The organism is Pseudoalteromonas luteoviolacea (assembly GCF_001750165.1).
GTDB lineage: Bacteria > Pseudomonadota > Gammaproteobacteria > Enterobacterales > Alteromonadaceae > Pseudoalteromonas > Pseudoalteromonas luteoviolacea_G.
Genome location: NZ_CP015411.1, coordinates 2,948,646 through 2,973,978 on the forward strand (window position 1 = coordinate 2,948,646; position 25,333 = coordinate 2,973,978).

At 41.8% G+C, this 25,333-nt stretch carries 28 protein-coding genes; 10 read left to right on the forward strand and 18 right to left on the reverse strand.

Annotated features, from left to right (window positions below):
* Nucleotides 1-61: 61 nt before the first annotated feature.
* The 3 genes from S4054249_RS12450 to S4054249_RS12460 all read right to left on the reverse strand — a co-directional run bounded on the left by S4054249_RS12450 (nt 62) and on the right by S4054249_RS12460 (nt 5,251).
* Nucleotides 62-925 (reverse strand): hypothetical protein, encoded by an 864-nt coding sequence (locus S4054249_RS12450; protein WP_046357122.1) that lies wholly within the window; start codon nt 923-925, stop codon nt 62-64.
* 209 nt (nt 926-1,134) lie between these two features.
* Entirely contained in the window at nt 1,135-2,409 is a 1,275-nt protein-coding gene (locus S4054249_RS12455; protein ID WP_046357121.1) for a metallophosphoesterase, read from the reverse strand.
* A gap of 52 nt (nt 2,410-2,461) precedes the next feature.
* A complete protein-coding gene (locus tag S4054249_RS12460) occupies nt 2,462-5,251 on the reverse strand; it encodes a TonB-dependent receptor (protein WP_046357120.1) in 2,790 nt (929 codons plus the stop codon).
* A gap of 310 nt (nt 5,252-5,561) precedes the next feature.
* Here S4054249_RS12460 and S4054249_RS12465 point away from each other — a divergent pair, with 310 nt between their 5' ends.
* The 3 genes from S4054249_RS12465 to S4054249_RS12480 all read left to right on the forward strand — a co-directional run bounded on the left by S4054249_RS12465 (nt 5,562) and on the right by S4054249_RS12480 (nt 8,205).
* Entirely contained in the window at nt 5,562-6,473 is a 912-nt protein-coding gene (locus tag S4054249_RS12465) for a GGDEF domain-containing protein (RefSeq protein WP_052961048.1), read from the forward strand.
* Entirely contained in the window at nt 6,473-7,474 is a 1,002-nt protein-coding gene (locus S4054249_RS12470) for a helix-turn-helix transcriptional regulator (protein WP_046357119.1), read from the forward strand. Before S4054249_RS12465 ends, S4054249_RS12470 begins: the two co-directional genes overlap by 1 nt.
* 275 nt (nt 7,475-7,749) lie before the next feature.
* On the forward strand, nt 7,750-8,205 hold the full coding sequence (locus S4054249_RS12480) for a hypothetical protein (protein WP_046357117.1): 456 nt from the start codon (nt 7,750-7,752) through the stop codon (nt 8,203-8,205).
* A gap of 31 nt (nt 8,206-8,236) precedes the next feature.
* On the opposite strand, the gene S4054249_RS12485 is transcribed toward S4054249_RS12480, so the two are convergent.
* The 3 genes from S4054249_RS12485 to S4054249_RS12495 form a co-directional block, all read right to left on the reverse strand.
* Nucleotides 8,237-8,797: a DUF4879 domain-containing protein gene (locus S4054249_RS12485; RefSeq protein WP_046357116.1), complete on the reverse strand. Its 561-nt coding sequence runs from the start codon at nt 8,795-8,797 to the stop codon at nt 8,237-8,239.
* A 580-nt stretch (nt 8,798-9,377) separates the two neighbouring features.
* Complete coding sequence (locus tag S4054249_RS12490; protein WP_046357115.1) at nt 9,378-10,304, reverse strand: electron transfer flavoprotein subunit alpha/FixB family protein; 927 nt, start codon at nt 10,302-10,304, stop codon at nt 9,378-9,380.
* Nucleotides 10,301-11,053, reverse strand: a complete 753-nt coding sequence (locus S4054249_RS12495; protein WP_046357114.1) for an electron transfer flavoprotein subunit beta/FixA family protein — start codon at nt 11,051-11,053, stop codon at nt 10,301-10,303. Before S4054249_RS12495 ends, S4054249_RS12490 begins: the two co-directional genes overlap by 4 nt.
* Before the next feature lie 175 nt (nt 11,054-11,228).
* On the opposite strand from S4054249_RS12495, the gene S4054249_RS12500 reads away from it, so the two are divergent.
* Both S4054249_RS12500 and S4054249_RS12505 read left to right on the forward strand, forming a co-directional pair.
* A complete protein-coding gene (locus S4054249_RS12500) occupies nt 11,229-12,878 on the forward strand; it encodes an electron transfer flavoprotein-ubiquinone oxidoreductase (protein WP_046357113.1) in 1,650 nt (549 codons plus the stop codon).
* Between the two features lie 94 nt (nt 12,879-12,972).
* Entirely contained in the window at nt 12,973-13,455 is a 483-nt protein-coding gene (locus S4054249_RS12505) for an acyl-CoA thioesterase (protein WP_046357112.1), read from the forward strand.
* Between the two features lie 43 nt (nt 13,456-13,498).
* On the opposite strand, the gene S4054249_RS12510 is transcribed toward S4054249_RS12505, so the two are convergent.
* The 8 genes from S4054249_RS12510 to S4054249_RS12545 form a co-directional block, all read right to left on the reverse strand.
* Complete coding sequence (locus S4054249_RS12510) at nt 13,499-14,014, reverse strand: adenylate kinase (RefSeq protein ID WP_046357111.1); 516 nt, start codon at nt 14,012-14,014, stop codon at nt 13,499-13,501.
* Between the two features lie 197 nt (nt 14,015-14,211).
* A complete protein-coding gene (locus S4054249_RS12515) occupies nt 14,212-14,649 on the reverse strand; it encodes a GNAT family N-acetyltransferase (RefSeq protein ID WP_046357110.1) in 438 nt (145 codons plus the stop codon).
* A gap of 22 nt (nt 14,650-14,671) precedes the next feature.
* Nucleotides 14,672-15,031, reverse strand: coding sequence for a RidA family protein (locus S4054249_RS12520; RefSeq protein ID WP_046357109.1), 360 nt, complete (start codon nt 15,029-15,031; stop codon nt 14,672-14,674).
* Nucleotides 15,032-15,146: 115 nt separating this feature from the next.
* Nucleotides 15,147-15,539 carry a RidA family protein gene (locus tag S4054249_RS12525; protein WP_046357108.1) on the reverse strand — a complete coding sequence of 131 codons (393 nt, stop codon included), beginning with the start codon at nt 15,537-15,539 and terminating at the stop codon, nt 15,147-15,149.
* 126 nt (nt 15,540-15,665) lie between these two features.
* A complete protein-coding gene (locus tag S4054249_RS12530) occupies nt 15,666-16,025 on the reverse strand; it encodes a response regulator (protein WP_046357107.1) in 360 nt (119 codons plus the stop codon).
* A 120-nt stretch (nt 16,026-16,145) separates the two neighbouring features.
* Nucleotides 16,146-16,802 (reverse strand): hexitol phosphatase HxpB, encoded by a 657-nt coding sequence (hxpB, locus tag S4054249_RS12535; RefSeq protein ID WP_046357106.1) that lies wholly within the window; start codon nt 16,800-16,802, stop codon nt 16,146-16,148.
* Nucleotides 16,799-17,278, reverse strand: a complete 480-nt coding sequence (locus tag S4054249_RS12540; RefSeq protein WP_063881452.1) for an ASCH domain-containing protein — start codon at nt 17,276-17,278, stop codon at nt 16,799-16,801. The genes hxpB and S4054249_RS12540 overlap by 4 nt, the downstream gene beginning before the upstream one ends.
* A 97-nt stretch (nt 17,279-17,375) precedes the next feature.
* A complete protein-coding gene (locus S4054249_RS12545) occupies nt 17,376-18,035 on the reverse strand; it encodes an FMN-dependent NADH-azoreductase (protein ID WP_046357105.1) in 660 nt (219 codons plus the stop codon).
* Nucleotides 18,036-18,173: 138 nt separating this feature from the next.
* Between S4054249_RS12545 and S4054249_RS12550 the strand changes: the two genes are divergently transcribed.
* Nucleotides 18,174-19,013: a LysR family transcriptional regulator gene (locus tag S4054249_RS12550; RefSeq protein WP_046357104.1), complete on the forward strand. Its 840-nt coding sequence runs from the start codon at nt 18,174-18,176 to the stop codon at nt 19,011-19,013.
* A gap of 11 nt (nt 19,014-19,024) precedes the next feature.
* On the opposite strand, the gene S4054249_RS12555 is transcribed toward S4054249_RS12550, so the two are convergent.
* Nucleotides 19,025-19,567: a TetR/AcrR family transcriptional regulator gene (locus tag S4054249_RS12555; RefSeq protein ID WP_046357103.1), complete on the reverse strand. Its 543-nt coding sequence runs from the start codon at nt 19,565-19,567 to the stop codon at nt 19,025-19,027.
* A 108-nt stretch (nt 19,568-19,675) separates the two neighbouring features.
* Between S4054249_RS12555 and S4054249_RS12560 the strand changes: the two genes are divergently transcribed.
* Together S4054249_RS12560 and S4054249_RS12565 are read left to right on the forward strand one after the other, a co-directional pair.
* On the forward strand, nt 19,676-20,152 hold the full coding sequence (locus S4054249_RS12560) for an HPP family protein (RefSeq protein WP_046357102.1): 477 nt from the start codon (nt 19,676-19,678) through the stop codon (nt 20,150-20,152).
* Nucleotides 20,153-20,277: 125 nt separating this feature from the next.
* Nucleotides 20,278-21,393 carry a pyridoxal-phosphate-dependent aminotransferase family protein gene (locus tag S4054249_RS12565; protein ID WP_046357101.1) on the forward strand — a complete coding sequence of 372 codons (1,116 nt, stop codon included), beginning with the start codon at nt 20,278-20,280 and terminating at the stop codon, nt 21,391-21,393.
* A gap of 53 nt (nt 21,394-21,446) precedes the next feature.
* On the opposite strand, the gene S4054249_RS12570 is transcribed toward S4054249_RS12565, so the two are convergent.
* Together S4054249_RS12570 and S4054249_RS12575 are read right to left on the reverse strand one after the other, a co-directional pair.
* Nucleotides 21,447-21,953 (reverse strand): cytochrome b, encoded by a 507-nt coding sequence (locus S4054249_RS12570; protein WP_046357100.1) that lies wholly within the window; start codon nt 21,951-21,953, stop codon nt 21,447-21,449.
* A 127-nt stretch (nt 21,954-22,080) separates the two neighbouring features.
* Nucleotides 22,081-22,725, reverse strand: coding sequence for a carbohydrate-binding protein (locus tag S4054249_RS12575; protein ID WP_046357099.1), 645 nt, complete (start codon nt 22,723-22,725; stop codon nt 22,081-22,083).
* A 188-nt stretch (nt 22,726-22,913) separates the two neighbouring features.
* Between S4054249_RS12575 and S4054249_RS12580 the strand changes: the two genes are divergently transcribed.
* Nucleotides 22,914-23,933 carry a helix-turn-helix domain-containing protein gene (locus tag S4054249_RS12580; protein WP_046357098.1) on the forward strand — a complete coding sequence of 340 codons (1,020 nt, stop codon included), beginning with the start codon at nt 22,914-22,916 and terminating at the stop codon, nt 23,931-23,933.
* A 145-nt stretch (nt 23,934-24,078) separates the two neighbouring features.
* On the forward strand, nt 24,079-24,507 hold the full coding sequence (locus S4054249_RS12585; RefSeq protein WP_046357097.1) for a hypothetical protein: 429 nt from the start codon (nt 24,079-24,081) through the stop codon (nt 24,505-24,507).
* 399 nt (nt 24,508-24,906) lie between these two features.
* Here the strand turns inward: S4054249_RS12585 and S4054249_RS12590 are convergent, their stop codons facing one another.
* Nucleotides 24,907-25,260, reverse strand: a complete 354-nt coding sequence (locus S4054249_RS12590) for a gamma-glutamylcyclotransferase family protein (protein ID WP_046357096.1) — start codon at nt 25,258-25,260, stop codon at nt 24,907-24,909.
* Nucleotides 25,261-25,333: the final 73 nt, after the last annotated feature.

The window sequence follows — 25,333 nt, forward strand, 5'->3', positions numbered from 1 at the left end:
AAGACAGCTAGGAAGAGCATATTTGATCAACAAGGCCCCCCCTCTTCATATACAATGGTATTTAGCCGCCAATATTAGTCGACACCTTATAGCTCATTTGAACATCTTCAACAAATTCGCTCATGCCAGGGCGTTTCAAAAATAGTGTGCGTGTATAGTTTGAGATTGCCCATATGACGCCCTCTCTATCGACATCAATATTATAAAATGAGCCAAATTTAACTAGATTGCCATTATTCAGTGTGTATACACTTTGCGGACCATCATTGCTGCCGTAAACACTCGCTACAACATACACTTGGCCGCCACCAACTGCGATGTCAACAAGCGAGCATAAATCGCCACAGGATACTTTTTGTTGTACCCACTTTACGCCATCATATTTAAACAACTTGTCACTTTCAGTGATGGCCCAAATAACACCACCTAGCGCAACATCAATTTTTTTAATTTTTTCGTTGCTAATGGCATAGTAACCTTCGAAACTATCACTGACATCATTGAACTTCTTCAAAGTACCATCGCCATTCACGCAGTATGCATGGTCAACTGTAAATGAGCTTACATCCTTTGCGCCCCAGCAGCCAACAACCGATTGCCAGTCATAATTTTGGTATCGATATGCATTGCCATTTTGTCCAACCGCAAAAGTCGCTCCTTCATAATATGCATACCCTTTGTCATCAGGTCCGGTGCCAAAATGATAGTGAAAATATCCACCTGCTGTTGCAATCGCCTTTTGACCATGTGGCAATGGCTTTTCACGCCAAAGCCCAGCTGAGTCATCTTTGTGCACCCAAGGCACACCTAAATGATCAATCGCGACACGCACAGGTGAATTTATTTCCGCTTCAGCTTGCGCGTTGTCTGATAGCGCCACGCCCAAAGTTGCAATCACAGCCAATGTTAAACTTGTAAGTTTCATTTCCTTATTCCTATGTTTATTGTTGCCTCAACTGGATAGTTACACAAATATAACAGCTGTAATTGTACCCATATGCGTAATTTAGATACTTTTCTAACAAGTGTTGGGAATTATTCTTACTACTTTCAGGTACTGAAAATTATTGATTAATGAAAACAGTCAAGAAAACTGCTGCACACAGATGCATACAACAGCGTTTTTTGAAAAAACTACTCACTACGATGTTTAAAAGAAAAGCTTGCTTCAGGGATAACGTGGCCAGACTTATCATGTGGCGTGGTGTAAAAGCTCACATTTAAACTATCACCGCGATTATCTAACTCAATATGGGCAAATCCCCAAATAAAGCTCTTGGTCCAAATTAAGTCATACTCTGGATAACGGTTTTCTTGCTGCTGCGCAAATGGCGTGTGTGTGCCCCGCATTTTTGAGGCTGCCCCACTGATAATGAGTGGAAGTTTGGGCTTGCTGTTACCCGGCATGACTCGAGAGCAATCATCTGTCAGCAATTCAAGGTCATGTTCGTGCCCTGCAATGTACGTATCAGCATATTGACACAGCTCAGGTAGAATCAGTCGACGAAGTACGTGCCCTTCATCATATTTTGTTCCACCGATTGACCACAAGATGTGATGACCATATACAATTTTCCATTTTGCGGTTGATGTTTTCAGCCCCTTTGCAAGCCACGCTAATTGTTTATGATCTTCACCATTGACTGGCGACTCATGTACTTCTATGTCTTCCACTTCAGCATGACCATGTGCCAGTGCCGTCGCAAGACCTTGCTCACTGCCATCTTTTGCCAGTGGAATTTCATAATAGTGCTGCCCTGATAACAACATATTTGTATCGAGCACAAAAAACTCTACGTCATTGCCTGTCTCACCCACTCTGTAACTGTAGTATCCCCGTTTATCCATATGAAAGTTAGGTTGATTAGCCATCCATTGCGTTTGCAGTTTTACGCCCTTTCGAGATGTCTTCCAATCATGATTGCCAAGTGCAGAGTAAACCACAAGCTCTTTATTATTCTTAAATAGCGGCTTTAAGGGACCCAATATCAAATCATTCATGCGTTTTTGGTCATCTTTACCATCATTCGCATCCGCGCCGTCTGGATAGATGTTATCGCCAAGCTGAATGCCAAACTCGCAAGCTTTACGCTCGCATAGTGTCGCCATTGCTTTGCCAACAGCCGCAGCGCCGGTTTCTTCTGTCGCGATTTCTGTGCCGGGATATACGTATATCGGCGCGTGATTAAACTCCTCTATCGGTCTGTGGTCCTCTAGCCAGTCAGCGCGTTCAGCTGCTATAAATTGCTGCTTATTCTTAGGCTTTTTAATATGCTTAGTTTTTGGATAATCAGGGTGATATCCCCCATCACCAAAAGCCAAAAACGAAATTGAATCTTTAGCAGCCACATTAAATAAGCCACTCAGTAATAACGCAGATACTGCGAAGCAAGAGGTAGATAACTTCATACATTTTCGCTGCAAGGTTACCCAAGCAGCGCCATTGTTGTTTTTAGAAAAATTAGAAAGAACTTAAGGTGATACCCAGCTGATACGCGCGGCCATAACTTTCATATTGATAGTTGTAACGCTGCTCGCCGTGATACACGTAATACGGCTCATCGGTCAGGTTTACTGCATTAAAATAAATCTGAGTTTGCTCATCTATGAAATACTTCACACTGAAGTCTATTTGGTTGTGGGCATCTTGATAAACGCGAGCATCATTATCAGTCATGATGTAAGACTTACTTTTGTAGCTGGAGCTGAGGCGCGCACTTACCTCATTGTTTTCATACCCAATCATAAAGTTTGCAACTGTGTCAGATTGATTTGGCAAATGCTCATCCGCATCAATAAAAGTGCCGTTGGCTGAGATCATCAGGCCATTCTCGAAGTTTTTCGTGTAAGCTAACTCAACGCCACTCAATTGCGCCTCGCCACCATTGACCGACTGGATCACTTCTTCATAGCCCTGCCATTGACCATTGTCTTGAACTTGCTGCTTAGCAATAAAGTTATCGATGTTTTTATGAAAAAGCCCCGCAGACATAATGCCAATCTTGCCGGGGTAATATTCAATTGAGAAGTCGAAATTGCTCGACTCATAAGGGTTTAAATCTGGGTTGCCAACTTCGCCTTTACGTTCCACTTGAATACCATCGTCATCACTAGATGTTTCGCTTTCCAATAATTGAAAAGCAGCGGCATCACCGAAGCTTGGTCTGGCAATCGTATGCGTGTACGCAAATCGCGTGATTAATTCATCTGAATGGGCATATCGCAAAGTCAGGTTTGGCAATAAATGGTCGTAATTTTTGCTGATATTCCATGGCGTGATTGATACTTGCTCACTGTCTTCAATATCATTTTTAAGCAGCTCAACTCGGTTTCCTGATGTCTCATATTCTGTGTCTTCAAAGCGCACCCCAGCAATAACATTTAAATCATTAATGTCGATACTCGCCATCATATAGGCAGCTGTTACGCGCTCTTCAGATGTATAAGATTTACCTTTGCTCTCAATGTCTGTCTCTAATTGATTAAGCGTGAAGTGCGCTTGATTCTCTGCGAAAAATCGTCTTATGCCACTTCGCGATAATCCCGGTCCAAACTGACCCAGCTCAAATTCAGGACTAGCTGCTGCAAACTGCAATGCCGTAACGTCAACAAAACCGTCATCATAGACGCGCGTATTCACAAGGTTGCGTTTTTCACGATCACCGTATTTCACACCGACTTTTAGCTGCGCATTATGCCCTTTTACAATTAAATCTTTACTCACATCTAGCTTAAAACTGACCGCTTCATCTTCGCTCAGGTTATGCTCACTGACAATCTCATCTAATGTAAAATTACTTAAGTCATGAGCACTGTCTGAATGAGCAAGTATCGGTGCATCATCTAGGCTACCGTAGCCCAGTGCAAAACCTTCTCCCGCAAAATCGACGTCTAATCGATTAGGTTCAATTTCATCCGATTTTGAATAGCCAAGACTGTATTCCACAAACCAACTTTGCAGTATGTGCTCCCCGCCAGCCACCAATGACAAAATACTTTGCTCTTCGTATCTATCTTTGGTGTCTCTGTCCATTTCAGCATCTGTGAAATATGCCGCACTTGAGCCTGACTGCGCAGCTATGTACTTGCCTTTGTCATACTTATATTCGTTACGCAGACGAAACTCATCGTCCGAAAACTCACTGTATAAAGTCCGCAAATAATACTTATTGAAGGCATTATGATGAAGGTCTAAATTTAGCGCAGCACCCAACCTTTCACGAGTCACTTGATAGTGACGCTGTTCTATTTCTTCGGCGCCAAAGAACGCAACATCTTCTCCCGTTGAAGCCTCTTCTTGCTCTAACGCCATCCACCCCCCATCAGTTTCCATATTGTGAGATCCAAACTTGCGTTCAAACCAAGAAACGGCTGTCGCAATACCTAACTGTGTGTCACTGGAAAGCGCAAAAATATCGCTAAAAGTCGCTGACAATTTAGGACTGGATTCGCTGACTAGTTCGTTGTATGAGCCCTGCACAGTGAAGCTATAACTTTGACCTTGCCTGTCAAAAGCACTGAGGCTTTTTACGTTGATACTGCCACCAATTGCACTGGCATCCATATCTGGCGTCACGGTTTTGCTTACCTCTAAGCTTTGAATAATTTCACTGGGGATCACATCCATCGCGACACTTCGCACACCAGCCTCTGGTGAAGGCACGTTAGCCCCATTAATCAACACATTATTCAGCCCAGGATCAATGCCTCTGATCCCGACAAAGCGGCCTTCACCTTGATCGCGCTGAATATACATCCCCGGCAAGCGCTGTAGGGCTTCTGCTGCATTTTGGTCAGGAAGTTGACCAATACCATCCGCACTCACTACAGACATGATCCCATCCGCATTTTTTTGTCGATTAAATGCGCCAGCTTGTCCCGCGCGCTGACCAACCACAATGATATTGTCTAACTCTTCTTGTACAGGTTTTAGCTTCACAGCCACTTGGGTCAGCTTATCGTCACTGATTGTTATTGTTTGAAGGTAAGGCAGAGCACCAATGTAGCTAACCTCCAGTGTGTACTCCCCAGCAGGTAACTTGGTAAACACAAAGCGACCATCTCGACTTGAACTGATGTGTTTTTTGAGCTCAGTTATTTTGACATGAGCACCTTCAAAAAAAGTTTTGTTTTGAATATCCCCTACTCGCCCCTGCAACGTATTTGCATGCACACCAGTTGCACACACGCCTAATAACAGCGCAATGGCTTGGTAGGGCTTTGAAAAAGGTAACGGTCGTGATTGTTTCATATTTATCTCTTACAGATTGTGTTGTTTGATTACCCTAAAAATCGCGGCCACAATATCTGTACAATATGAATTATTTATTTCACTACCCAGCTGAAGGTACTGATTTAGTTGGCTTTTAGTTTATGAAGCTGTGCTTTTGAGCTAATTTCACCCCCTAAAATTGGCAAATAAAAACAAGCTCAGCCATTTTTTACTTGCAGCAGCCGTAAAAATTAAAAAAACTGTCAAAGTAATGAGCTAAATTGACCCTGTTCATGAAATTTCACTGCAATAACATAACAACAATAAACATTTTGCTCGGCATCAATTTATGGCTCACTGTATTAAACCAATCAAGCACCTTCAGTTATGGGTGATGCTTGTTTTTTCAGTCACACTCACACTTTTATTTGCAATCCAATTTGGCGAATTAAAACCTTACGTTCAGTTAGAAGTGCTCGATGCTATTGGTGAAGGAGGCCTGGCAGCCATGTCTCTCGCTTGGCTTGTCGCAACACTTTTAAGTCGCCCACGAGGACGCGTTACAACAGCGCTAGTTTCTGGACTTACACTAATGTTGATTTCATTGCTCTTAGATTGCCTTGATGAGTTTTTCTCTTTTAACCATATTCACCCGACTCTTAGCTCACTAGAAGCCTTTCCAGCATTAGTAGGAATGATTGTCATGAGTATGGCAATGTACTGGTGGTATCAAGAGCAAACTTATTTGAACTTAACGTTATTGAGAAAAGAGCGACAATTTAGAGAACACACTTTTACTGACTATGTTACAGGCCTGTACAGTGTGCGCTATATGGAAAAGCAAATTGATGCGGAAGTTTCACAACTCATCGATAATGGCACCCGATTCTGTGTCGCTATTTTAGACTTAAAAGCCTATAGCCGATTTTGCTTTGAGCATGGTATCACCAAGGGTGAGCTATTACTTCGCGACACAGGGCAGCTAATCACGTTGAATATTCGTGGCTGTGACCTCACCTGCCGATATGCTGGTGATAAATTCGTCGTCTTATACCCTGCAACGAAACTCAGTACCGCCATAGATATCACAGGTAGGGTATGTGCAGCGGCAAAAATGCATCATCAGTACGATAAAAACTTGGTAAAGTTAAACCCAACAACCCTGCATTTTGCCTGTATTGAAGTATCACTTCCCATGCAAAGTGAACAAATTTTCGAACAACTGATGGTTCAACTAACACACAACAAGCAGGCATGCTGATGCCTTATTTCGAGACAAGTGACCTCAGGTTTAATAGCCACCAGCTACTAGAGCCGCTGATTGAACTTGCAAAACAACGCGGCATACACCCTGATAAAGCGCTCAAAGGAACAAAGGTCTTTTATAAGGATTTCAAGGCGCAAGGCCATCTCTCTAGTTATGAGGAACTAGAGCAGATCATAACAAATATTTCAAAACATGAGTTGAGCCAAGATATTAGCTTTGTGCTGGGTCAGCACCTACTACATAACTTATGTGCAAAGTATGCATCTTATTTATTTCATTGTATCGACTTAAAAGCCTTGCTAGTTGCCTGCAAACAACTCGAAAATGATCTATTTCCCTATTTTAGCACTCGAATACTTAGGGAGCAGCAAGCTATCCATTTGCTGATAAACCCAGCTGTCAGTGAACCCTCCTCTTGCACCTATCAATTTTTTCTCGAAGTTTGGCTCAGCCTTGTCAGTGGATTCATCAATTGGCGGTTCTGTGAGTTAGAAATCCAAATTCAACTTCCTTACGCCACGCCAAGACATCTTGAACACTATCATGTTATGCATACCAGCAAGTTATCTTTCGGGCATCGTACATGTGCTGTAGTCATTAACAAAAACATGCTGCACACTCGCCAGCGCGATGCTGTGGAAGCTTTACAGAGTAATTTAACAAGCTTGCAGCCCTGCTTATCAATGGGTTTTTTATCCTACGCCGAAGCCTTTTTGATTCAATACCCTAAAGCCTGTTTAGAAGATCTTGCCAACCACTTTATGGTGAGTGAAGCAACAATGAAGAGAAAACTCAAACAACATAACAGTCAATTCAGCGGCTTAAGAGACCGAGTGCTTAGCCAACAAGCCGCGTTTTGTATTCAACAACAAGGCTACTCTAATGCACAGGTAGCCAAAGCTCTAGCGTTTAACGACTTACCCAATTTTCGCCGCACGTTCAAACGTTGGTTTGGTGTCACACCTTCAGAACTTCGTAAGACACTAAAGGTTTAGAATGAAAACATGCGGCAATCACACGCCGCTGCCGCCTATATACCGCTTCAAAGCGAGCACCAAATTGCCGCTTAAAAACACCTACTCTTTAATCTCACTCTCAGTCTTATGTGCCCCTCACCAAAGTATCAAGATTAAGTTGTTAATTGTAATACAGTTAATTTTTTTGAAAGCGCACCTTAAACACAGTTACTACTTTATTTGATTAACACCCGCCAACTTGGAATGCTGCTTGCTTCATATAGCTCAATGACACATCATGTTAGGGAATAGAAATGATAAACTCAGTTGGAATTAACAGTTACTACCAAGTATCAACCGCAAATAGCCAAGCAACTCACTCTAATCAGGTTCAAAACCACCAGCGACTTTCTGAATCAAACAAAACAGAATATACACATTCGGCGCCTGAAAGACAGTTCGACTTTTCAAATATGACGCTTAAAGAGCAATCAGAAGCAGCTGAAGAGCTCTATCAACAAGGTGTACTCAGCTTTGGAGAGGTCGCATTCATGACCGGTCGATATAACCTTATCAAGCATGACGGTCAATTAGGTGGTACAACCCTGGCGCAAGCACAAAGTGAAAAGTTCAATGTTATCACGCAACTTAAAGACAACCTGGCAAGTGTAAAGCAGCAAGGAATGGCAACAGATGATGTTGTAAAAAATTATGAATCAATGATCAGGAAACTTGAAGTCTATCAATATGGTTTAAATACGAGTGCTTAATGATTAAGCACTCATTCCTAGGTCTTGGTGGCTATCTAATGTACAGACGATCATCCTCGGTATTGTATGGGAAATTTATTGAAGTAGCCTTATAAGTAGACGTCCCGCTACTGAAGCTTGTTTGCGTATTATGCCAATAATTAACATAGCCAATTACAATGTTACCTGCATCTTTGATGGGATCAGATAACGCAAGAGACAGCGTTAAGCCATTTACTTGAAAGCGTCTTGATGAAGGAGTTGCATATCCATACTCCAAAGTTACGGCATAAAATTCACCGCCATGATCTTGATTAGTCGAAAATGAAGAGGCTGAAATATTATCCCACTGAGGGTACTTGGCAGAGCGTACACCTCGAATCTCTAGATAAGTCAATTTAGGGGCTGGTGCCATAGGCGAGATTTCGCCTTTATTTTGTAGCTCCTCAATATATAACTGATAGTTTTCATGTGTTTTAACAACTTCTTCTTTTAAAGAGTCTTTATACTCGAGAAACTCTGGTTCATTGATCAAGCTATCAAGTTCTGGTAATTCACTTGCTGTAACAGTAAGAGTGCTAAGCGCTGCAAGACTCAAAAGTAATTTTTTCATTTTTTAACATCCTTTTAGTTAAATTAAATGTGATACTGCCTACCCATCCTATGAAAAGTTACCGATTAATGACAAATAAGTTACAAACATAAAACAGTGATCACAGAGTTTGAATGCACAAAATGTGTAGACAGGCTGTTAGAAGAAATGCGTTCTCTACAAAAATTATTAAAATTTTTGCGACTTTAAAATGAAACGAAAACACTCTGTGGATTCATAATTATTGCGGCGTATAAGCGATAGCGAGCAAATTTATCTTAATATTCTTTGAGGTAGTCGAATGAAATCAATCTTGTATAGCGTCAACGCATATGCTTTGGCAATTAACAGTACAATAAATAACAACATTCAACATATTTATCGCTTTAAAACTTGCAAGCTTAGGGCGCAACAATCGTTAATTAGACTAATGTCTAAAGCGCATTTTTCTCATCCAGCGTAGGGTTTTGTCGTCGAAGACCTTAAAAGTATAACCTAGTATCGTGATGGGTAAGAGAGTATGAAGAGAGACATGAATCTAAGTTTTCAAAAAATAAAAAAGCCGCGGCATAATGCACACGGCTTCAACAACCAGAATAGGTTACAAAGCTTGTTCTAGCTCAGGTAAGACGTCAAACAAGTCAGCGACCAGACCATAGTCAGCAACTTGGAAAATTGGTGCTTCTGGGTCTTTATTTATTGCCACAATGACTTTCGAATCTTTCATACCAGCAAGGTGCTGAATAGCACCGCTAATGCCCACCGCAATGTACAGATCAGGTGCAACAATCTTACCAGTCTGACCGACTTGCATGTCATTTGGTACAAAGCCTGCGTCAACTGCCGCACGAGAAGCGCCAATTGCTGCACCTAGCTTGTCAGCAATACCGTTTAATAATGTGAAGTTATCACCATTTTGCATGCCGCGACCGCCTGAAATAATCACAGGGGCAGCGGTTAGTTCAGGGCGCTCTGATTCAGTTTGCTCAACGCCAACAAAACTACTTAGGCTGTTAGCTGCGCCATTCGAAAGTAACTCCACAGACACTGGGCTCTGCTCACCCGCAGCATCAAATGCACTTGCGCGAACTGTAATGACTTTTTGAGACTCAAGTGATTTAACCGTCGCAATTGCATTACCCGCATAAATTGGACGCTTAAATGTGTCTGCATCTACTACGTCGACAATTTCAGAAATTTGTGATTTATCCAATAGCGCCGCAACACGAGGCAAAATGTTTTTACCTGTTGTCGAAGCACTCGCTAAGATATGGCTGTAACCACCTGCCAACTCAACCACTAAATCAGCGGTATTTTCAGCTAATTGGTGCTCAAAATTAGCATCATCTACTAATTTCACTGACGTAACGCCAGCAATACCAGCTACTGCATCTGCCGCCGCAGCCACATTGCTGCCAGCCACTAACACATCAACATCGCCACCAATCTTAACAGCCGCAGTGATCACCTTCGCGGTTTCAGGCTTTAATACGCCATTTTCATGTTCTGCAATAACTAATACGCTCATGAGATCACCTTTGCTTCTGTCTTAAGTTTTGTTACTAGCTCTTCAACGCTCTCTACAATAACACCTGCTTCACGCTTAGCAGGCTCATCTACTCTGACTAGCTCGACACGTGGTGCTAAATCTACACCCAGTGAGTCAGCAGCAATTACATCGAGAGGCTTACGCTTTGCTTTCATAATGTTAGGTAATGTCGCATAACGCGGTTCGTTTAAGCGAAGGTCTGTAGTTACAATAGCAGGTAACGCCAGTGAGACAGTTTGCAGACCACCATCTACTTCACGAGTAACCACAGCATTACCACCTTCAACTACCAGCTTAGATGCAAACGTGCCTTGGCCACGCTTAGTCAGTGCCCCCAGCATCTGTCCTGTTTGGTTGTTATCAGCATCAATTGACTGCTTGCCTAGAATAACCAATTCAGGGTTTTCTTGTTCTACTAATTTAGCAAGTAACTTTGCAACATGAAGAGACTCTAACGTTGCGTCTGTTTCGATGTGGATAGCCTTGTCAGCACCAAGTGCCAATGCAGTACGAAGTTGTTCTTGGCAAGCTTTATCGCCAATTGATACGGCAATTACTTCAGTTGCACTACCTGCTTCTTTTAATCTAATCGCTTCTTCTACTGCGATTTCGCAAAACGGGTTCATGGCCATCTTCACATTTGTAAGATCAACATCGCTGTTATCTGCCTTGACTCTCGCTTTGACGTTGTAGTCAATCACGCGTTTGATTGGTACAAGTACTTTCATGGTTACTCCATCATCTGGTTATTTGTATAGCTGACGCGTACGTCAATGAAACAATTTAATGAAACCAGCCTACTTCCTGTTGACGTAAACGTCAACCTAAAATAACCTTAGCTTAACGTAAAAAAAACTTAACTCGAGTTTAAGTTAATCTACCGTCAATGTATACGAGGTAAAAATGGTCGAACGTGAAACCATGGAATTTGATGTCGTCATAGTGGGAGCAGGCCCTGCAGGCCTATCGTGCGCTATTCGACTCGCTCAAAAAGCACAGCAAAAAGAACAAGAACTCATGATCTGTGTGGTAGAAAAAGGCTCTGAAGTAGGTGCACATATTTTGTCCGGTGCGGTGTTCGAAACGAAAGCACTGGATGAACTCATCCCTGACTGGGCACAAAAAGGGGCACCAGTAACCACAAAAGTTACAGAAGACGAAATCTACCTATTCAAAGATGAGCAAAACGCAACCAACCTGCCCCACATGGTTGTGCCGAAAACCTTCAAAAATGATGGCAACTACATCGTTTCAATGGGTAATGTATGCCGATGGTTGGCTGAACAAGCCGAAGAGTTAGGTGTTGAGATTTTCCCTGGCTTTAGTGCCCACTCTTTAATCATTGAAGACAAAGAAGTAAAAGGCATTGTCACAGGTGATATGGGCCTAGATCGAGATGGCCAACCAAAAGACACTTACATGCCTGGTATGGAGCTTAGAGCGAAGTACACTGTATTTGCAGAAGGTTGCCGAGGTCACCTTGGTAAACAGCTAATCAAAGAGTTTGAGCTCGATAAAGATGCCACACCTCAGCACTACGGTATTGGGTTTAAGGAAATTTGGCAAATAGATCCAGAAAAACATAAAGAAGGCACAGTTGTACATGGCACAGGTTGGCCACTAGATAGTGAGACCCACGGTGGCTCATTTATGTACCACGCTGAAAATAACCAAGTTGTGGTGGGTCTTATCATCGACCTGAACTACAAAAACCCATATCTTAGCCCCTTCGATGAATTTCAACGCATGAAGCACCACCCTGTCTTTAAGCAAACACTCGAAGGCGGTGAACGTATTTCATACGGTGCTAGAGCTATTGCTAAAGGTGGCTTGCATGCCTTGCCAAAAATGCACTTTCCGGGCGGTTTATTGATTGGCTGTGATGCGGGGACTTTGAACTTTGCAAAGATCAAGGGAAATCATACCGCCATGAAATCAGGGATCATTGGCGCTGATACCATTATCGAAGCACTCTCACAAGAAGATGCGAAAGCAGATTTACACAGCTTCGATGATAAATTTAAAGCCAGTTGGCTGCATGAAGAGCTATATCAATCGCGCAATTTTGGCCCTGCTATGCACAAACTCGGCCGTTACTTGGGCGGTGCATATAACATGATTGATCAGAACTTTTTCTCTGGCGCTTTACCGTTCACCATCAAAGACATCAGTAAGGACTATGAATCATTAAGACTTGCAAAAGATGCAACAGAAATCGATTATCCAAAACCAGACGGTAAGCTCAGCTTTGACAAGCTCTCTTCAGTGTTTTTATCTAATACGAACCATGAAGAAGTGCAACCATGCCACTTACAGTTAACAGATAGCACGATCCCTATTTCCGTGAACCTCGAGCAGTTCGCAGAACCTGCACAGCGCTACTGCCCTGCAGGTGTATACGAAGTGAATGAAAATGAAGAAGGTGAGAAGCAGTTTGTCATCAATGCGCAAAACTGCATCCACTGTAAGACCTGCGATATCAAAGATCCCAGCCAAAATATTACTTGGGTCACCCCTGAAGGCGCAGGTGGTCCCAACTACCCCAATATGTAAAACCAACCAATTATTTACATATCCTAAATTGCAAGGGGCGAAATGCCCCTTTTTTTCTATACTTACCTCATACTAAAAAAATGATGAGGTGCACATGGCCAACCAATCAGAAGTGATTTTCAGATTTTTAGCTGAACCAACCGATGTCAACTTTGGTGGCAAAGTACACGGTGGCGTTGTAATGAAGTGGATTGATCAAGCTGGCTATGCCTGTGCTGCTGGCTGGAGCGGCGCTTATTGTGTGACCGTATCCGTGGCAGGCGTTCGCTTTCACAGGCCTATTCTAGTTGGTCAAATTGTTGAAGTATCAGCAAAGATTGCACACACAGGCAAAACCAGTATGCAAATTTTTATTCAAGTTCGGTGTGGCGATCCGCAAAAACAGCACATGGTCGAAACCAATCACTGTATTATTAGTTTTATCGCGATGGATCAAGCAGGTTACCCCATCCCAGTTTCAAAGTTTGTTGCACAAACGCCAGAACAAAAAGCATTAGAGCAATATGCCATTAAAATGAAAGACATTGCGATTCAAACAGAGTCCTTATTACAAGCCACATTTGATCAAGATGAATAGTTAAGATGAGCAATGGCAATGCTATTGCTCACATCTACAGAAGCTAGCTTGCTAACTTTTGCTTTAACGATTTAAGCTCACCCAAAGAGCGTACGATATAGAGCTGTTTGTCACTGGCAATGTTTTTTAAATTCTGCTCAAATTCATCATTCCAAAACTGCCGTGATAGCTTTAAGTAATGATATGACTGACGCGTGCCTTGCAAAATCGAACACCCTTGTGGCCACCCTTCTGGGGGTTGAATTAGCCCCTTGATTGCGCGCTTTGTTACGAGCCAATAGCTCAGCCAATAAGGTAAGTCGATGTATATAAGTGTATCAGCGTGAGCTAGGCGCTGTTTGAAAGAACCCAACGGACCGAGCCCTTCTAAAATCCAACTTGGTTGTTGCAGAATTTTGTCGTGGCTATCCTCAAACTCTGCTCGGGAGGCATGGCTGCCATCCTGATTAAATACCATGATATCTAATTGATACAGAGGCAAATCTACCTGCTTTGCTAAATATTTACTCAACGTCGATTTGCCACTGCCTGGCTTGCCAAATACGGCGACTTTTTTCATTTATTTTCCTTAATGATTTGTCTCCTAATACCGCATAAAAAACCCGCCGTATTGGGCGGGTTTGATAAAATATTTACACATCAAATCCCACCATTCCTAAGGAATGATGATGATAATGTGTCGAATATTCTGATTAATTAATTTGTGCATTTTATCAGCATATCTATACCTGTATTTTTTGTCAAAGCTGTTTTTATCTACACGTACTTTTCCATCAAGATTAGAGGCTGCCCTTGATGAAGCGCAGTTTTAAACTGTCTATAACCCAGCTTATTATAGATATGTAACCCGCGCTGGTTTGACTCGAATACGTCTAGCCAGATCCGTTGAGTATCAAAATGCGCGATACAATATTGCTCCATTTGTGCAATCGCTTGCTGTCCAATTCCACGACATTTGCTATCCACGACAACCCGTCTAAATTCTATCTCTGTGTTGGCATGTCGTACTAGGATGAAAAACCCTGATAAAGCCTTGTTTGAATATATTGAAAGATAAATAGTATCCTGATTTCGCATTTCAGCTTGATGCTGAGCATTCGTATAAGGAATAATAAATGGTGTGGTATCACTGTGCTGTTCCATTACTACAAATGCGTCGATGTGTTCAGGTAAAGCCGGAGCTAGCTCAATCATTGTTTTCTCTACAAGTCCCTAATTAATCAAATATATTTCTAACTGCTGTAACAGTCACTTCAATTAATACATCCCCTTCAAGGTCCACACCTAAGCAAGCACGCTGTGGCCAGTGCTCAGGGTTCGGACCAAGCCACGCTTGCCATACTTCGTCCATCACTTGCTTATCAGCCATACTGGCAATATACACCTGTGCAGATACAATCTGGCTTTTGTCTGATCCAAGTTCTTGTAAGTTCTTTTGAATAGTGTCTAACGTATTGTGTGTCTGCTCAGCTAAACCTACTTGTGTGTCAAAAGAGGTTGCCACAGTCCACACTAAATCTTTATAAGCAGATGCTTTATTTCGGCCAATATACTGGCCACGCATTCTTTCAATCATAAGATAACTCCATGATCATCATTTTTTCGAGCTGGGAGTGCGCTCACTGAGTATCGGCAATGCCAGTAGAGAAGAATGTGAAAAAGGAGCAAAAGCTCCTTTTTATTGACGAAGCTTATTGTTTACGTACCGCGATGGCTTCTATCTCAATATTTACATCTTTAGGTAAACGTGCAACCTCAACACATGAACGCGCGGGGTAGTTTGCCACTTTGTGCTCATCAAAAAAGTTACCGTATACTTCATTAACCGTACCAAAGTCGTTTAAGTCTTTAACGAATACAGTCAGCTTTACAATGTCAGCAACGCTCAAGCCTGAAGATTCCACAACGGCTTTAACATTTTCTAGCGACTGCCTTGCTTGATCTGCAATTGCTTCTGGCACTTCGCCCGTTGCTGGATTTACTGGGATCTGGCCAGAAGTCAGTACCATATTACCTAAGTCAACCCCTTGAACATATGGGCCAATAGCCGCTGGAGCAGATTCTGTATGCAACACTTTAGTCATTTTAATTTCCATTTCAGATTAGTTGATAAACTGCGCTTATAGTCTCTGCCTTTTAGCATTTTTTCAAGTAGTTGAGGAAGATTTGTGGGCTGAGTCGAAGCGAATAAATGGCTAAATAAAGTGTGCCTATGCTAACTTGAGGACTAAATCAGTTAACAGCTCTGGCGTAAATGGTTTTGAGATGTAGCCATTTACACCCAGCGCTTTCATTTCGAGAATTTTTTCTGGTGTGGTATCTCCAGTCAGCATAATCACTTTTGTATCTCGACAGGAGGGATTTTGCTTCATCCTTTTAATAAGCTCTACCCCATTTACTTTTGGCATGTTCCAATCCGTCACGATTAAATCGTAGTCCTTATGTGACAATGCTCGTAGCGCTTCTTCTCCATTTGATGCTTGGGTCAATTCTTTAAAGCCACGCTCTTGTAAGCTTTCGCTAATTAGCTCTCTCATAAAGTAAGTATCATCTACGATCAAAATCTTCATTGTCTTCCTTAGCGAAATAATTTTCGTTACACCACAGTTTGATGCTAGTAACAGCTTGCGATAATTGCAAAGTAAGACAACCTATTTAACTGCATTTGAGCGCATTTTGTGCAGCTAAGCTTAGTTTTTTCTATCCAACCATAGTGATTTTAGCTCTGTCAAATTCACCAATTTATAGTCAGCTCGTGCAAATTTATCACTGTGATATTCATCTTTATGAGGCACAACTAGCGTGCACATGTTTGCAGCTTTTGCAGCACAAAGTCCGGTTACAGAGTCTTCAACTGCGAGACAGTTTTGCGGTGCTACTTGCAGCTTAGCCGCAGTACTTAAGTAAACATCTGGGCTGGGCTTGCCTAACCTTTCATACTCTGATGAACAACAAACTGAAAAATAGTGCGTGATCTTGAGTTTGTTCAATACTACCGAAATAAGTACATTTGGTGCATTAGTTGCCAATCCAATTTTCACCTGCTTTTCAGTTAAAAAATCCAACGCATCATGTACACCAGGCAGTGCTTCACCTCGTTGCACAATGAGCTCAGATACTTTATTAACGACTTTATCTGCCACTTGTGAAATAGACGCTCCAACCCAAGGTGATTCCTTATACCAAAACTCAGCAGCTTCAATGGTTGTCATCGACGCTGTTTTTGCAGCCAACTCTTCTTTTATATTAACGCCTAAACTACTGAATACTTGCTTTTCTGCCTCTTTCCACATTGGTTCTGAGTCAATTAAGGTTCCATCCATGTCAAAGATCACGGCTTCAATCATGATGCCTCCTTCACAAAAACGACTTCAAATTCTTCGCACACAATGGGCATATCACACTCAGGCACAAAATCAGTATCAGCCAATTCTCGATGATAATAAGCCCAGTGGACACGTTTCCAATAAGCAAGAGATTTGTCACCCTCACCTTCTTTATACGCATATGCTTCACTAATTTGATTAAACGGCATAATGGTCACTTTGGTGGTTTTTATAATACAGAACGCTTGCCCTTGAAAGTTTGTTACAACGTTTAGATCGCCCTCTTCAGGCAACGCCTCATTATTTGCCTCATACCACCATAACGATGGTGAAGTCGCTTTTTTCGTCCCTGCGAGTACTAAAGCTAAACATGTATTTGCGTCCTGTTCATTGTCACAAAAGTGCCAGCTGGCTAGATACTTGTTCGGCAAGTTGTGTTCGGAAAAGTAACGTTGGCATATCAACGCAACGGACGGATCTTGAGAGGGCTTAACCAAAGTATACTCCTTTTGGCAAGTTAAGGTATGTATCAATGATAAAGACTGTCAGTACAAGAATAAACAGCAAAAATCGCTTTTCGCTGTTTCAAGTTGATTAAGAAAGTTTATTCGCCAGTGCACGTGTTTCAACAAACGCCGCTTCCAGCGAAGTTTGGTGGCGCAAGTCTGCGAACTCTTGATATTCAGAGGCAATTTCGAACACTTGCTCACAGCCTAGGTATTTAGATAAGGTTTTAATGTGAGGTGCCAAGTGATTCATACTCTCTCTGATCCCCCCTTTTTCAAAACCAAACTCACCACATGAGGTGATCAATACCAACGTTTTACCATCTAATATTGGTGCTAATGGAAAATCACCTCTGCTTAAATCAAAACTGAATGTTTCATGGATCCTCACAATTTGGTCAAACCAAGCTTTTAATTGCGCTGGCATCCCATAATTGTACATTGGTGTGGAGATCACAATGATGTCTGCCACTTTTACCTCTTCAATTAACCGATCTGATACTGCCAACTTCTGACGCTGGTAATCACTGCGATTTTCTTGTGGCGTAAATACAGCGCCTAACCAGTCTTGATCCGTAAATGGCGGGGGATTCATTCCGACATCTCGATACTGATACCCTTTTATAGATGAGTTTTCTTTTAAATAATCGACAAAACTATGGGCCAACCTTTTAGAGATTGAATCATGATTTGGGTTGTCGTTGACACGCTTTCTAATGCTTGAATCTATATGCAATACTGAATACATTGAGTTTAACACCTATTGTTACTGTTCAATGGCTGCAATATTGCGGCTTTTATGACTGCGCGACAAATGAAAAGAACCACCTTATAACTAAGTTTTACTCATGTATAATATTGTTGTGCTAAACGTTAGGAGTGTTCAATGAAAAACGTATCAATGCAAGCGCTTAAGGTGTTTGACGCTGCTGCACGACACGGCAGTTTTAAACTCGCGGCTGATGAACTGAGCCTCACTGCTACCGCGGTGTCACACCATATTAAAAACCTAGAGTCGCGCTTGGACATCGAATTATTTACTAGAAAAACCCGAGAAGTCGCGCTGACAAAAGCAGGAAATGAGCTGGCTCAAGCTACAACGTTGGGATTTGGTACCATAGAGCGAGCACTCCACCTGTTGGTAGATCAAAATCTACGCGTTGAGGTTCACACTACTTCATCCTTTGCTGCACAGATGCTTATTCCCGCATTGAGGGATTTTACTCAATTACACCCGAATATAGAGGTGTCGGTGATCACCGGTGAGCACCTCGTCCATGACAACAAAGCAATTACAATTCGATTTGGTGATGTTAGCCAAATTGACAAGCGCCAAACTCTCTCACTCGAACGCTTTAATTTATACGCAAATCGAAACTTTGACTGCAATAACCAAAATACGGTCTTCATACCAAAATGGAAAAACCAATCACTCCCCGAGGCACCCTGGCATGCGTGGTTAAACCGAAATCAGATGAGCAATACACAGTACGAGTTAATTTCCTATGACCAAGAGCTGTACTGTATTCAAGAGGCCATAGCAGGATCAGGCTTTGTTTTTGCATCGCACACTTTAGTGCGCCCCCTTGAACAAAGCGGTGTGCTTACAGCGCACACTTATCAACCTATCTGCTCCAAGCTTGGGTACTACTTATCATCGCAAGAAGTTCGCTACAGTCAGCAACAACAGATTTTTGTTGACTGGCTTAGAACGCGGTTTACATAACGATGTATTTATCACTGGGGTAAAAGCTTCAAACATGCTGACTGGTAGAATTGTTTATCTTCCATAATACAGCCAAACTCAGCACGTACGATTAAGCCCTCAAAAAAGGTTAATAAGATTTCAGCGTGCTTGCTTGCATATTGTTGTTCATCCCCAATCGCTCGGACCAACAAAGACAGCAACCACGCTTTATGAGTCATTGCAATTTTACTGGGCTTTTGTTTTGTCTGTTTGAACTCAGATTGGGCATGCATAAACATACACCCTTGAAAATGCGACGAATTAAACCACTCAAAATGCCATGCTAATATGGCTGACAGTCTGTCATGCGGGGTCATTTTATCATCCAAAACCGCACTGAGCGCTTGCTCAAAGCGGCGATGACGTCTAAGTAAAACGGCCTCAATTAACCCAAGTTTATCGCCAAAGCGTCGATATAAAGTGGTTTTAGACACTTTTGCTTCATCCCTGATCAAGTCTACACCAACCATATTAAAACCATGCTGGTTAAACAACGTCTCTGCCACATCTAAAATATGCTGCTCTATATCCATTTTTCTGCTCAAAAAAACACTTGCCCGAAAGTGTACAGGTCTGTACTCTAGCAAACAAGAGTGTACAAACCTGTACACTTGTTATGTCACTCAAATTAAGGAGAGAAGATGAGTACATTTACAGAGGTAACAAGAGGCTTTTTTGGTGGCTTTTTTGCTGTTTGGGGCTTAGGTATGCTCTCTACATTCGTTCAATATCCACTTTTAATGGCGCCGTTTGGGGCAACCTGCGTTTTACTCTTTGCAGTCCCACACTCCCCATTGTCTAAACCCAAAAATGTGATCGGGGGGCACCTACTCTCTGGTGCAATTGGTTTGCTTATTTTACTCTTGCTTGGCACCAATATCTGGACCATGGCCCTTGGCGTAGGCAGCGCTATCGCAGCCATGCAGATATTTAAAATCATTCACCCACCAGCAGGCGCAACCCCTTTGGTTATTATCATGGCAGGTAATACACACCTAGGGTTTTTATTATTTCCAATTCTGTTTGGCTGCATATTCTTAGTCGCGGCGGCAAGTATACTTAACGCCGTAATAAACAAATGGCCAAAAGCCAGCGCCTACAAAGTGAAAAATAATTAAATAAAGTTTGATATAAACACTGGATAATATATATCAAAGCACACACAATTAAGCCTCATTGTACATCACGTGTTTTTCCATATTTCACCGCTAAACCGACTAACACACTAATAACGGGAGCTTTTATGTTTGAGTCATTTAATCCAACACCACGTATACTTATGGGCCCGGGCCCATCCAATGTATCACCGAGAGTTTTAGGCGCACTATCAAGACCAACCATTGGCCACCTAGACCCACAGTTCATTGGTTTAATGGACGAAATCAAACAACTCCTCCAATATGCATTCAACACGCAAAACCCTTTTACAATTGCGCTCTCAGCGCCAGGCTCTGCCGGTATGGAAGCGTGTATTGTTAACTTAATTGAACCAGGCGATAAAGTTATTGTCTGTATCAATGGAGTATTTGGCGGCCGCCTAAAAGAAAACATTGAACGAGTCGGTGCCAAAGCCATTGTAGTAGAGGACAAATGGGGACACCCGGTCTCAATTGAAAAAGTCAGTGATGCGTTTAAAGCTAACCCTGAAGCAAAAGCCCTAGCATTTGTGCATGCAGAAACCTCAACAGGCGCGTGTAGTGATGCAAAAAGCTTGTGCCAAATTGCAAAACAATATAACGCGCTGAGCATTGTTGATGCTGTTACCTCTCTTGGCGGCAGCGAGCTTAGAGTCGATGAGTGGGGTATTGATGCAATCTATTCAGGCTCTCAAAAATGCCTATCATGCGTACCGGGAATTTCTCCTGTCAGCTTCAGTGAAAAGGCTGTCGAAGTGCTAAAATCTCGTCAAAGCAAGGTACAAAGCTGGTTTTTAGACCAATCATTAGTCATGGACTATTGGTCTGGTGAGGGTAAGCGCAGCTATCACCACACCGCACCTATCAATTCACTGTATGCTTTGCATGAATCGTTACTTATGCTCCAACAAGAAGGGCTTGAAAATGCATGGCAACGCCATCAGAAACTACATGAAACACTGCGCGATGGTCTAGAAAGCCTTGGTATTACCTTCTTGGTTGATGAAGCGCATCGCCTACCTCAGCTCAACTCTGTTTTGATCCCAGAGGGCATTGATGATGTGGCGGTTAGATCAATGCTATTGAACAAATATAACCTTGAAATCGGCGCAGGGCTTGGACAACTCGCTGGAAAAACATGGCGTATTGGCCTGATGGGCAGTACCGCAAATGAACAAAATATCGCGCTGCTACTGGCCGCACTTCGAGATGCACTTAAGTAAAAGCATGAATGTATTCAGGGTGAAATATTCACTCTGAATACTCCCCTCTAAAATTACTTACGCGCATATAACACGCCAATAAAGTGCAATCCAATTAACCACCATAATGTGTCAATGAGTATCAAATGCACATCTAGCATCTTTGCATAAAACCGCCCGTTGCTACTTGCAACATCAGACAACTGCACGCCAAATAAGTGAATATCCACTTCTGCGTTTACTGCCATACCCAATCCGGTGATCACAAGCCCCATAAGTATAAGATAAAAGCACAGATGAACGGTTTTAACGAGCTTTTTGTGCAGCTCATTTTGCATCAGTTGACGAGGCAGCCTATTGGCGAATAGCTTTTCCCAGCCAAACCTTGCTAGTACTAAACTAAATAAGCCAAGCGCCATTAATGCATGAGTCTCAATAGCATCTTGGCGATGCAAGTCCTGACCTTTAATGCGGTAGTCTATATTATGGATCTGCGCGCCCATGTTCATTAAAATAAACAAGATTAAAAAGGCAGCAAACCAATGGAGAGAGCGGTCAACTAGATAATGTTTATTACCCATAGAATATTCCTTTATTTCTTTCGCTAGGTAATCTTTATATTAGCGTCAACAAACAAAGTTTCAATATTTTCTGAAAATTTAAAAGAGGGCTCATTTCGAACCACTCTGGTTGATTGCTAACTATGCGTTACGGTGCAACACTGCAGTCTGTTAATTTGACCCAAGCTTGTGCATCTTGTTCTGGCGAGTCTTGCGTCCACCAACTCGCTTTATAAATTGCGCCCTTGAACGTCACTTGATTATCTCGTACATACGTACTGCCAGCTTGCCATTGCGGTGAGCGACAAAGCGGTGAAAGTGGCCCAAAAAAGCCAGTGATAGAGTCCAACTTTAAATTTGAAGCTGTACCATAATCTACCCCTTCGGCAACTGTCACCGCACCACCCAAAGCAGATATGTGCCAATTGAACCTTATGTTTGTACTTTCGACACTGCCATGTATTTCAACATTTGACACCAAAGTTGCATCAAAAGGCCAGAGTCCGAAGTCACGCATTTGCCCTTGAAATCCGCTGATCCAATTACTGACGTTTTGTGCATCATTAACCAAAAAACCGGCTGTTGTTGGGTCTTGATAGCGAAAACCTGGATTAGTCGCGCGCTCCAAATGACTCACTCGCTCACCTTCTTCAAGAATATTCCAGGCACTCATATACGTTAAAACATTCTGTTTTACCTGCTCTACCTGTGCTGCTGTTAAAGGTTCTGCACTCGCATTAAAGCTTAAAAACCCTGAACCTAATAAAACTAAACCTGCTTGAATAGATTTCATGATGACTCCTAGTCGTTGTATTTATCACCTTTTTAGTTTTAAAGCGCTGCAATCAAAATTATTCCATCTTGATAAAATAGGAGTTTTTTGAATTAATAACGTGATGTATCAAGTAATTATATCTGTCAATTTAGCTAAACTGACAATGTAAATCGTGTATGACCACTCTCACTAAGGATAAGTCGATTATGTGGCTTGAACTACAACAAGAGTTTTATCTCGTATCGTGTTTATTAACATTGTTTTGTGTAGGCAAGATGCAGAAGTACGAGCGCAGCTTTAATACCCGCTTACCATTTTTGACCCTCGCGAATTGCGTTTTGTTGCTGATACCATTTACCAGTTATCTTCAAATTAAGTTTAATATTCATGCGCCTTTACTTTCCCAGATAGCCAACAACTGCATTGTGTTATTTTGTGGCCTTACATATTTATTCTATCGATATGACGTCACACCAAAACTCAAAACAGTATTGCTACATTGCACACCTTTTATTGCTTTTCTCATTGTAAAACTCGCCAACTTTCATACCCAAGCTGCACTCATGTATGTTATCTATTTTGGCTTGATGTTCAGCTACGTTACAGCGATATGGCATAGCCACAGGGCAGCAAAAGTGGCAACACTAAAGAGCAGTCAATTATTACTGGGCTGGGTAGTATGTGTTATTACACTCAACGGGGGGGTTGCCATCGCATTTTTAAGCAATTCACCACTGACTTACCCACTATGGTTGATTTTGAATATCAGTGTTTGTATTTATTTACTGGCTTGCTCTTTCACCTCTGTCTATCGTATTAAACAAGCTCACCTAGCGGATTCAGTTGATCGGCCAATATCCGAAAAGCAACTACAACTAAGCCCATCGATTGCGCAAAGTTGTATTGATGAGCTCAAACAGTTACTTGAAAAAAAACAAGTATTCTTAGACAACCAATTAACACTTGCGCAACTGGCACAGCAGCTTGGACTGACTCAACATCAAACCTCAGAACTGTTAAATGAGCATATGAACAAAAGTTTTTATACATTGCTCAATGAGCACAGAATCCATTTCGCTTGTGAGCTACTCAAACAGAGCACTACAAGGGATAACATCACTCAAATCGCACTGGATAGTGGTTTTAACAACAAAAGTTCTTTTTATATGGAGTTTAAAAAGCAATTAGGCACCACTCCAAGTAAGTGGCGTGCTCAATATGCGTAAACTGTTGAGATAGGGTTATCGATTTCACCGCCGCCCGAGACAAATAACACTCTGTGCAACCATTTAATAAAGTGTGTGTTCATTCGTATCAGATAAGGTTTTGTTTAGTAAGACTAATAATGCCCCAATGAACAGATAATAAAGAATGAAAAAGTACTTTGTATACGCCTTAGCCGTTTCATTATTGAGCGCCGGCCTATTCGCAACAATGGTGAACCTCATTCGTTGTACATCTAACCCACTAATCGAAAAAGTTGAGTTAGATATCTTATTACTTCGAACCGCCGTTATCGCGTATGACAAACTCTTGAATAAAGATATTAGCCAACTCCAAAACTTCTATGAACTTTCTCAAACTTCCCCTAATTTACTGAAAGATATGCCACTTGATCCATGGGATAAACCATACGGCTTTGAATATTTAGGTGGTGAATCGAAAGCTTTTATCATTTGGAGTAAGGGATCAATTTACTTAGAGGAAGGCTTGATTATGTATTTATTCAAAAAAGAAGGTAATACCTACCAGCAATCACTACTTACAATGCAAAGTGATGAATTGGAGAATCACCATTGAGCAAACCCGTTACCGCATTTTTGGTATTGATTGCTATATTACTGGCAGTATCAATATATCAACCAACAATACATTGACCTCCAATATCTCCTGAAAATATGTATAAGCTGGATATCCAACAACTAGGCACTGCAGTTGCCTTACATAACATCCTTTTAAAACAGAATAGTAGCCAAAACAAAGAACTAATCACTCATACGCAAATAAACCCTATAAATTTAGCTTTTTAAGAGGGCAAGCTTAGGCCTTTATCATTTGAAGTACAGGTTATTTAGACTCAAAAAAAGGCTTGTTAATGTTCGCCTTTACAAAGGTGAATAGCGACTATAAGGCGGCTAGATTACTAATCGCCGAACAACCTACACAGCCAAATGTTTTAGGGGATAAACACTAAAAGTTTCAGCTTCTAGCAGACTCTGTTGCCGCGCACACATATGCCCAAGCTTGCTGACCTGATTGAAACTGCCCTGCAATCCTAACGTATTCATCCACCTCATATTCGTCTGCTTGGGCAAGCTCCTCAGGGGTGATTTCAAATACCGTGCCTTCAACAATATCTGACTCGCTACCCGTGTATTTCAAAATCGGATGTATGTCTTTACCACTGGTTTTAATCACCTCAGCATCGGTAATTTTAACCTCGGATAGCACATAGCCAACAAGCTGGTCTTTTTCACCTTTTAGTTTGCGACCAAACGTTTCAATTTGAACATGCTCTAACTGCAATGTGCCATATGAAAACAGCTTTTCCATTTTTAATCTCTCCCACTGAAAAAATAAACGATTAGGCTCCGAATTTATATCGCTGAGCACTAAAGCACAAGCT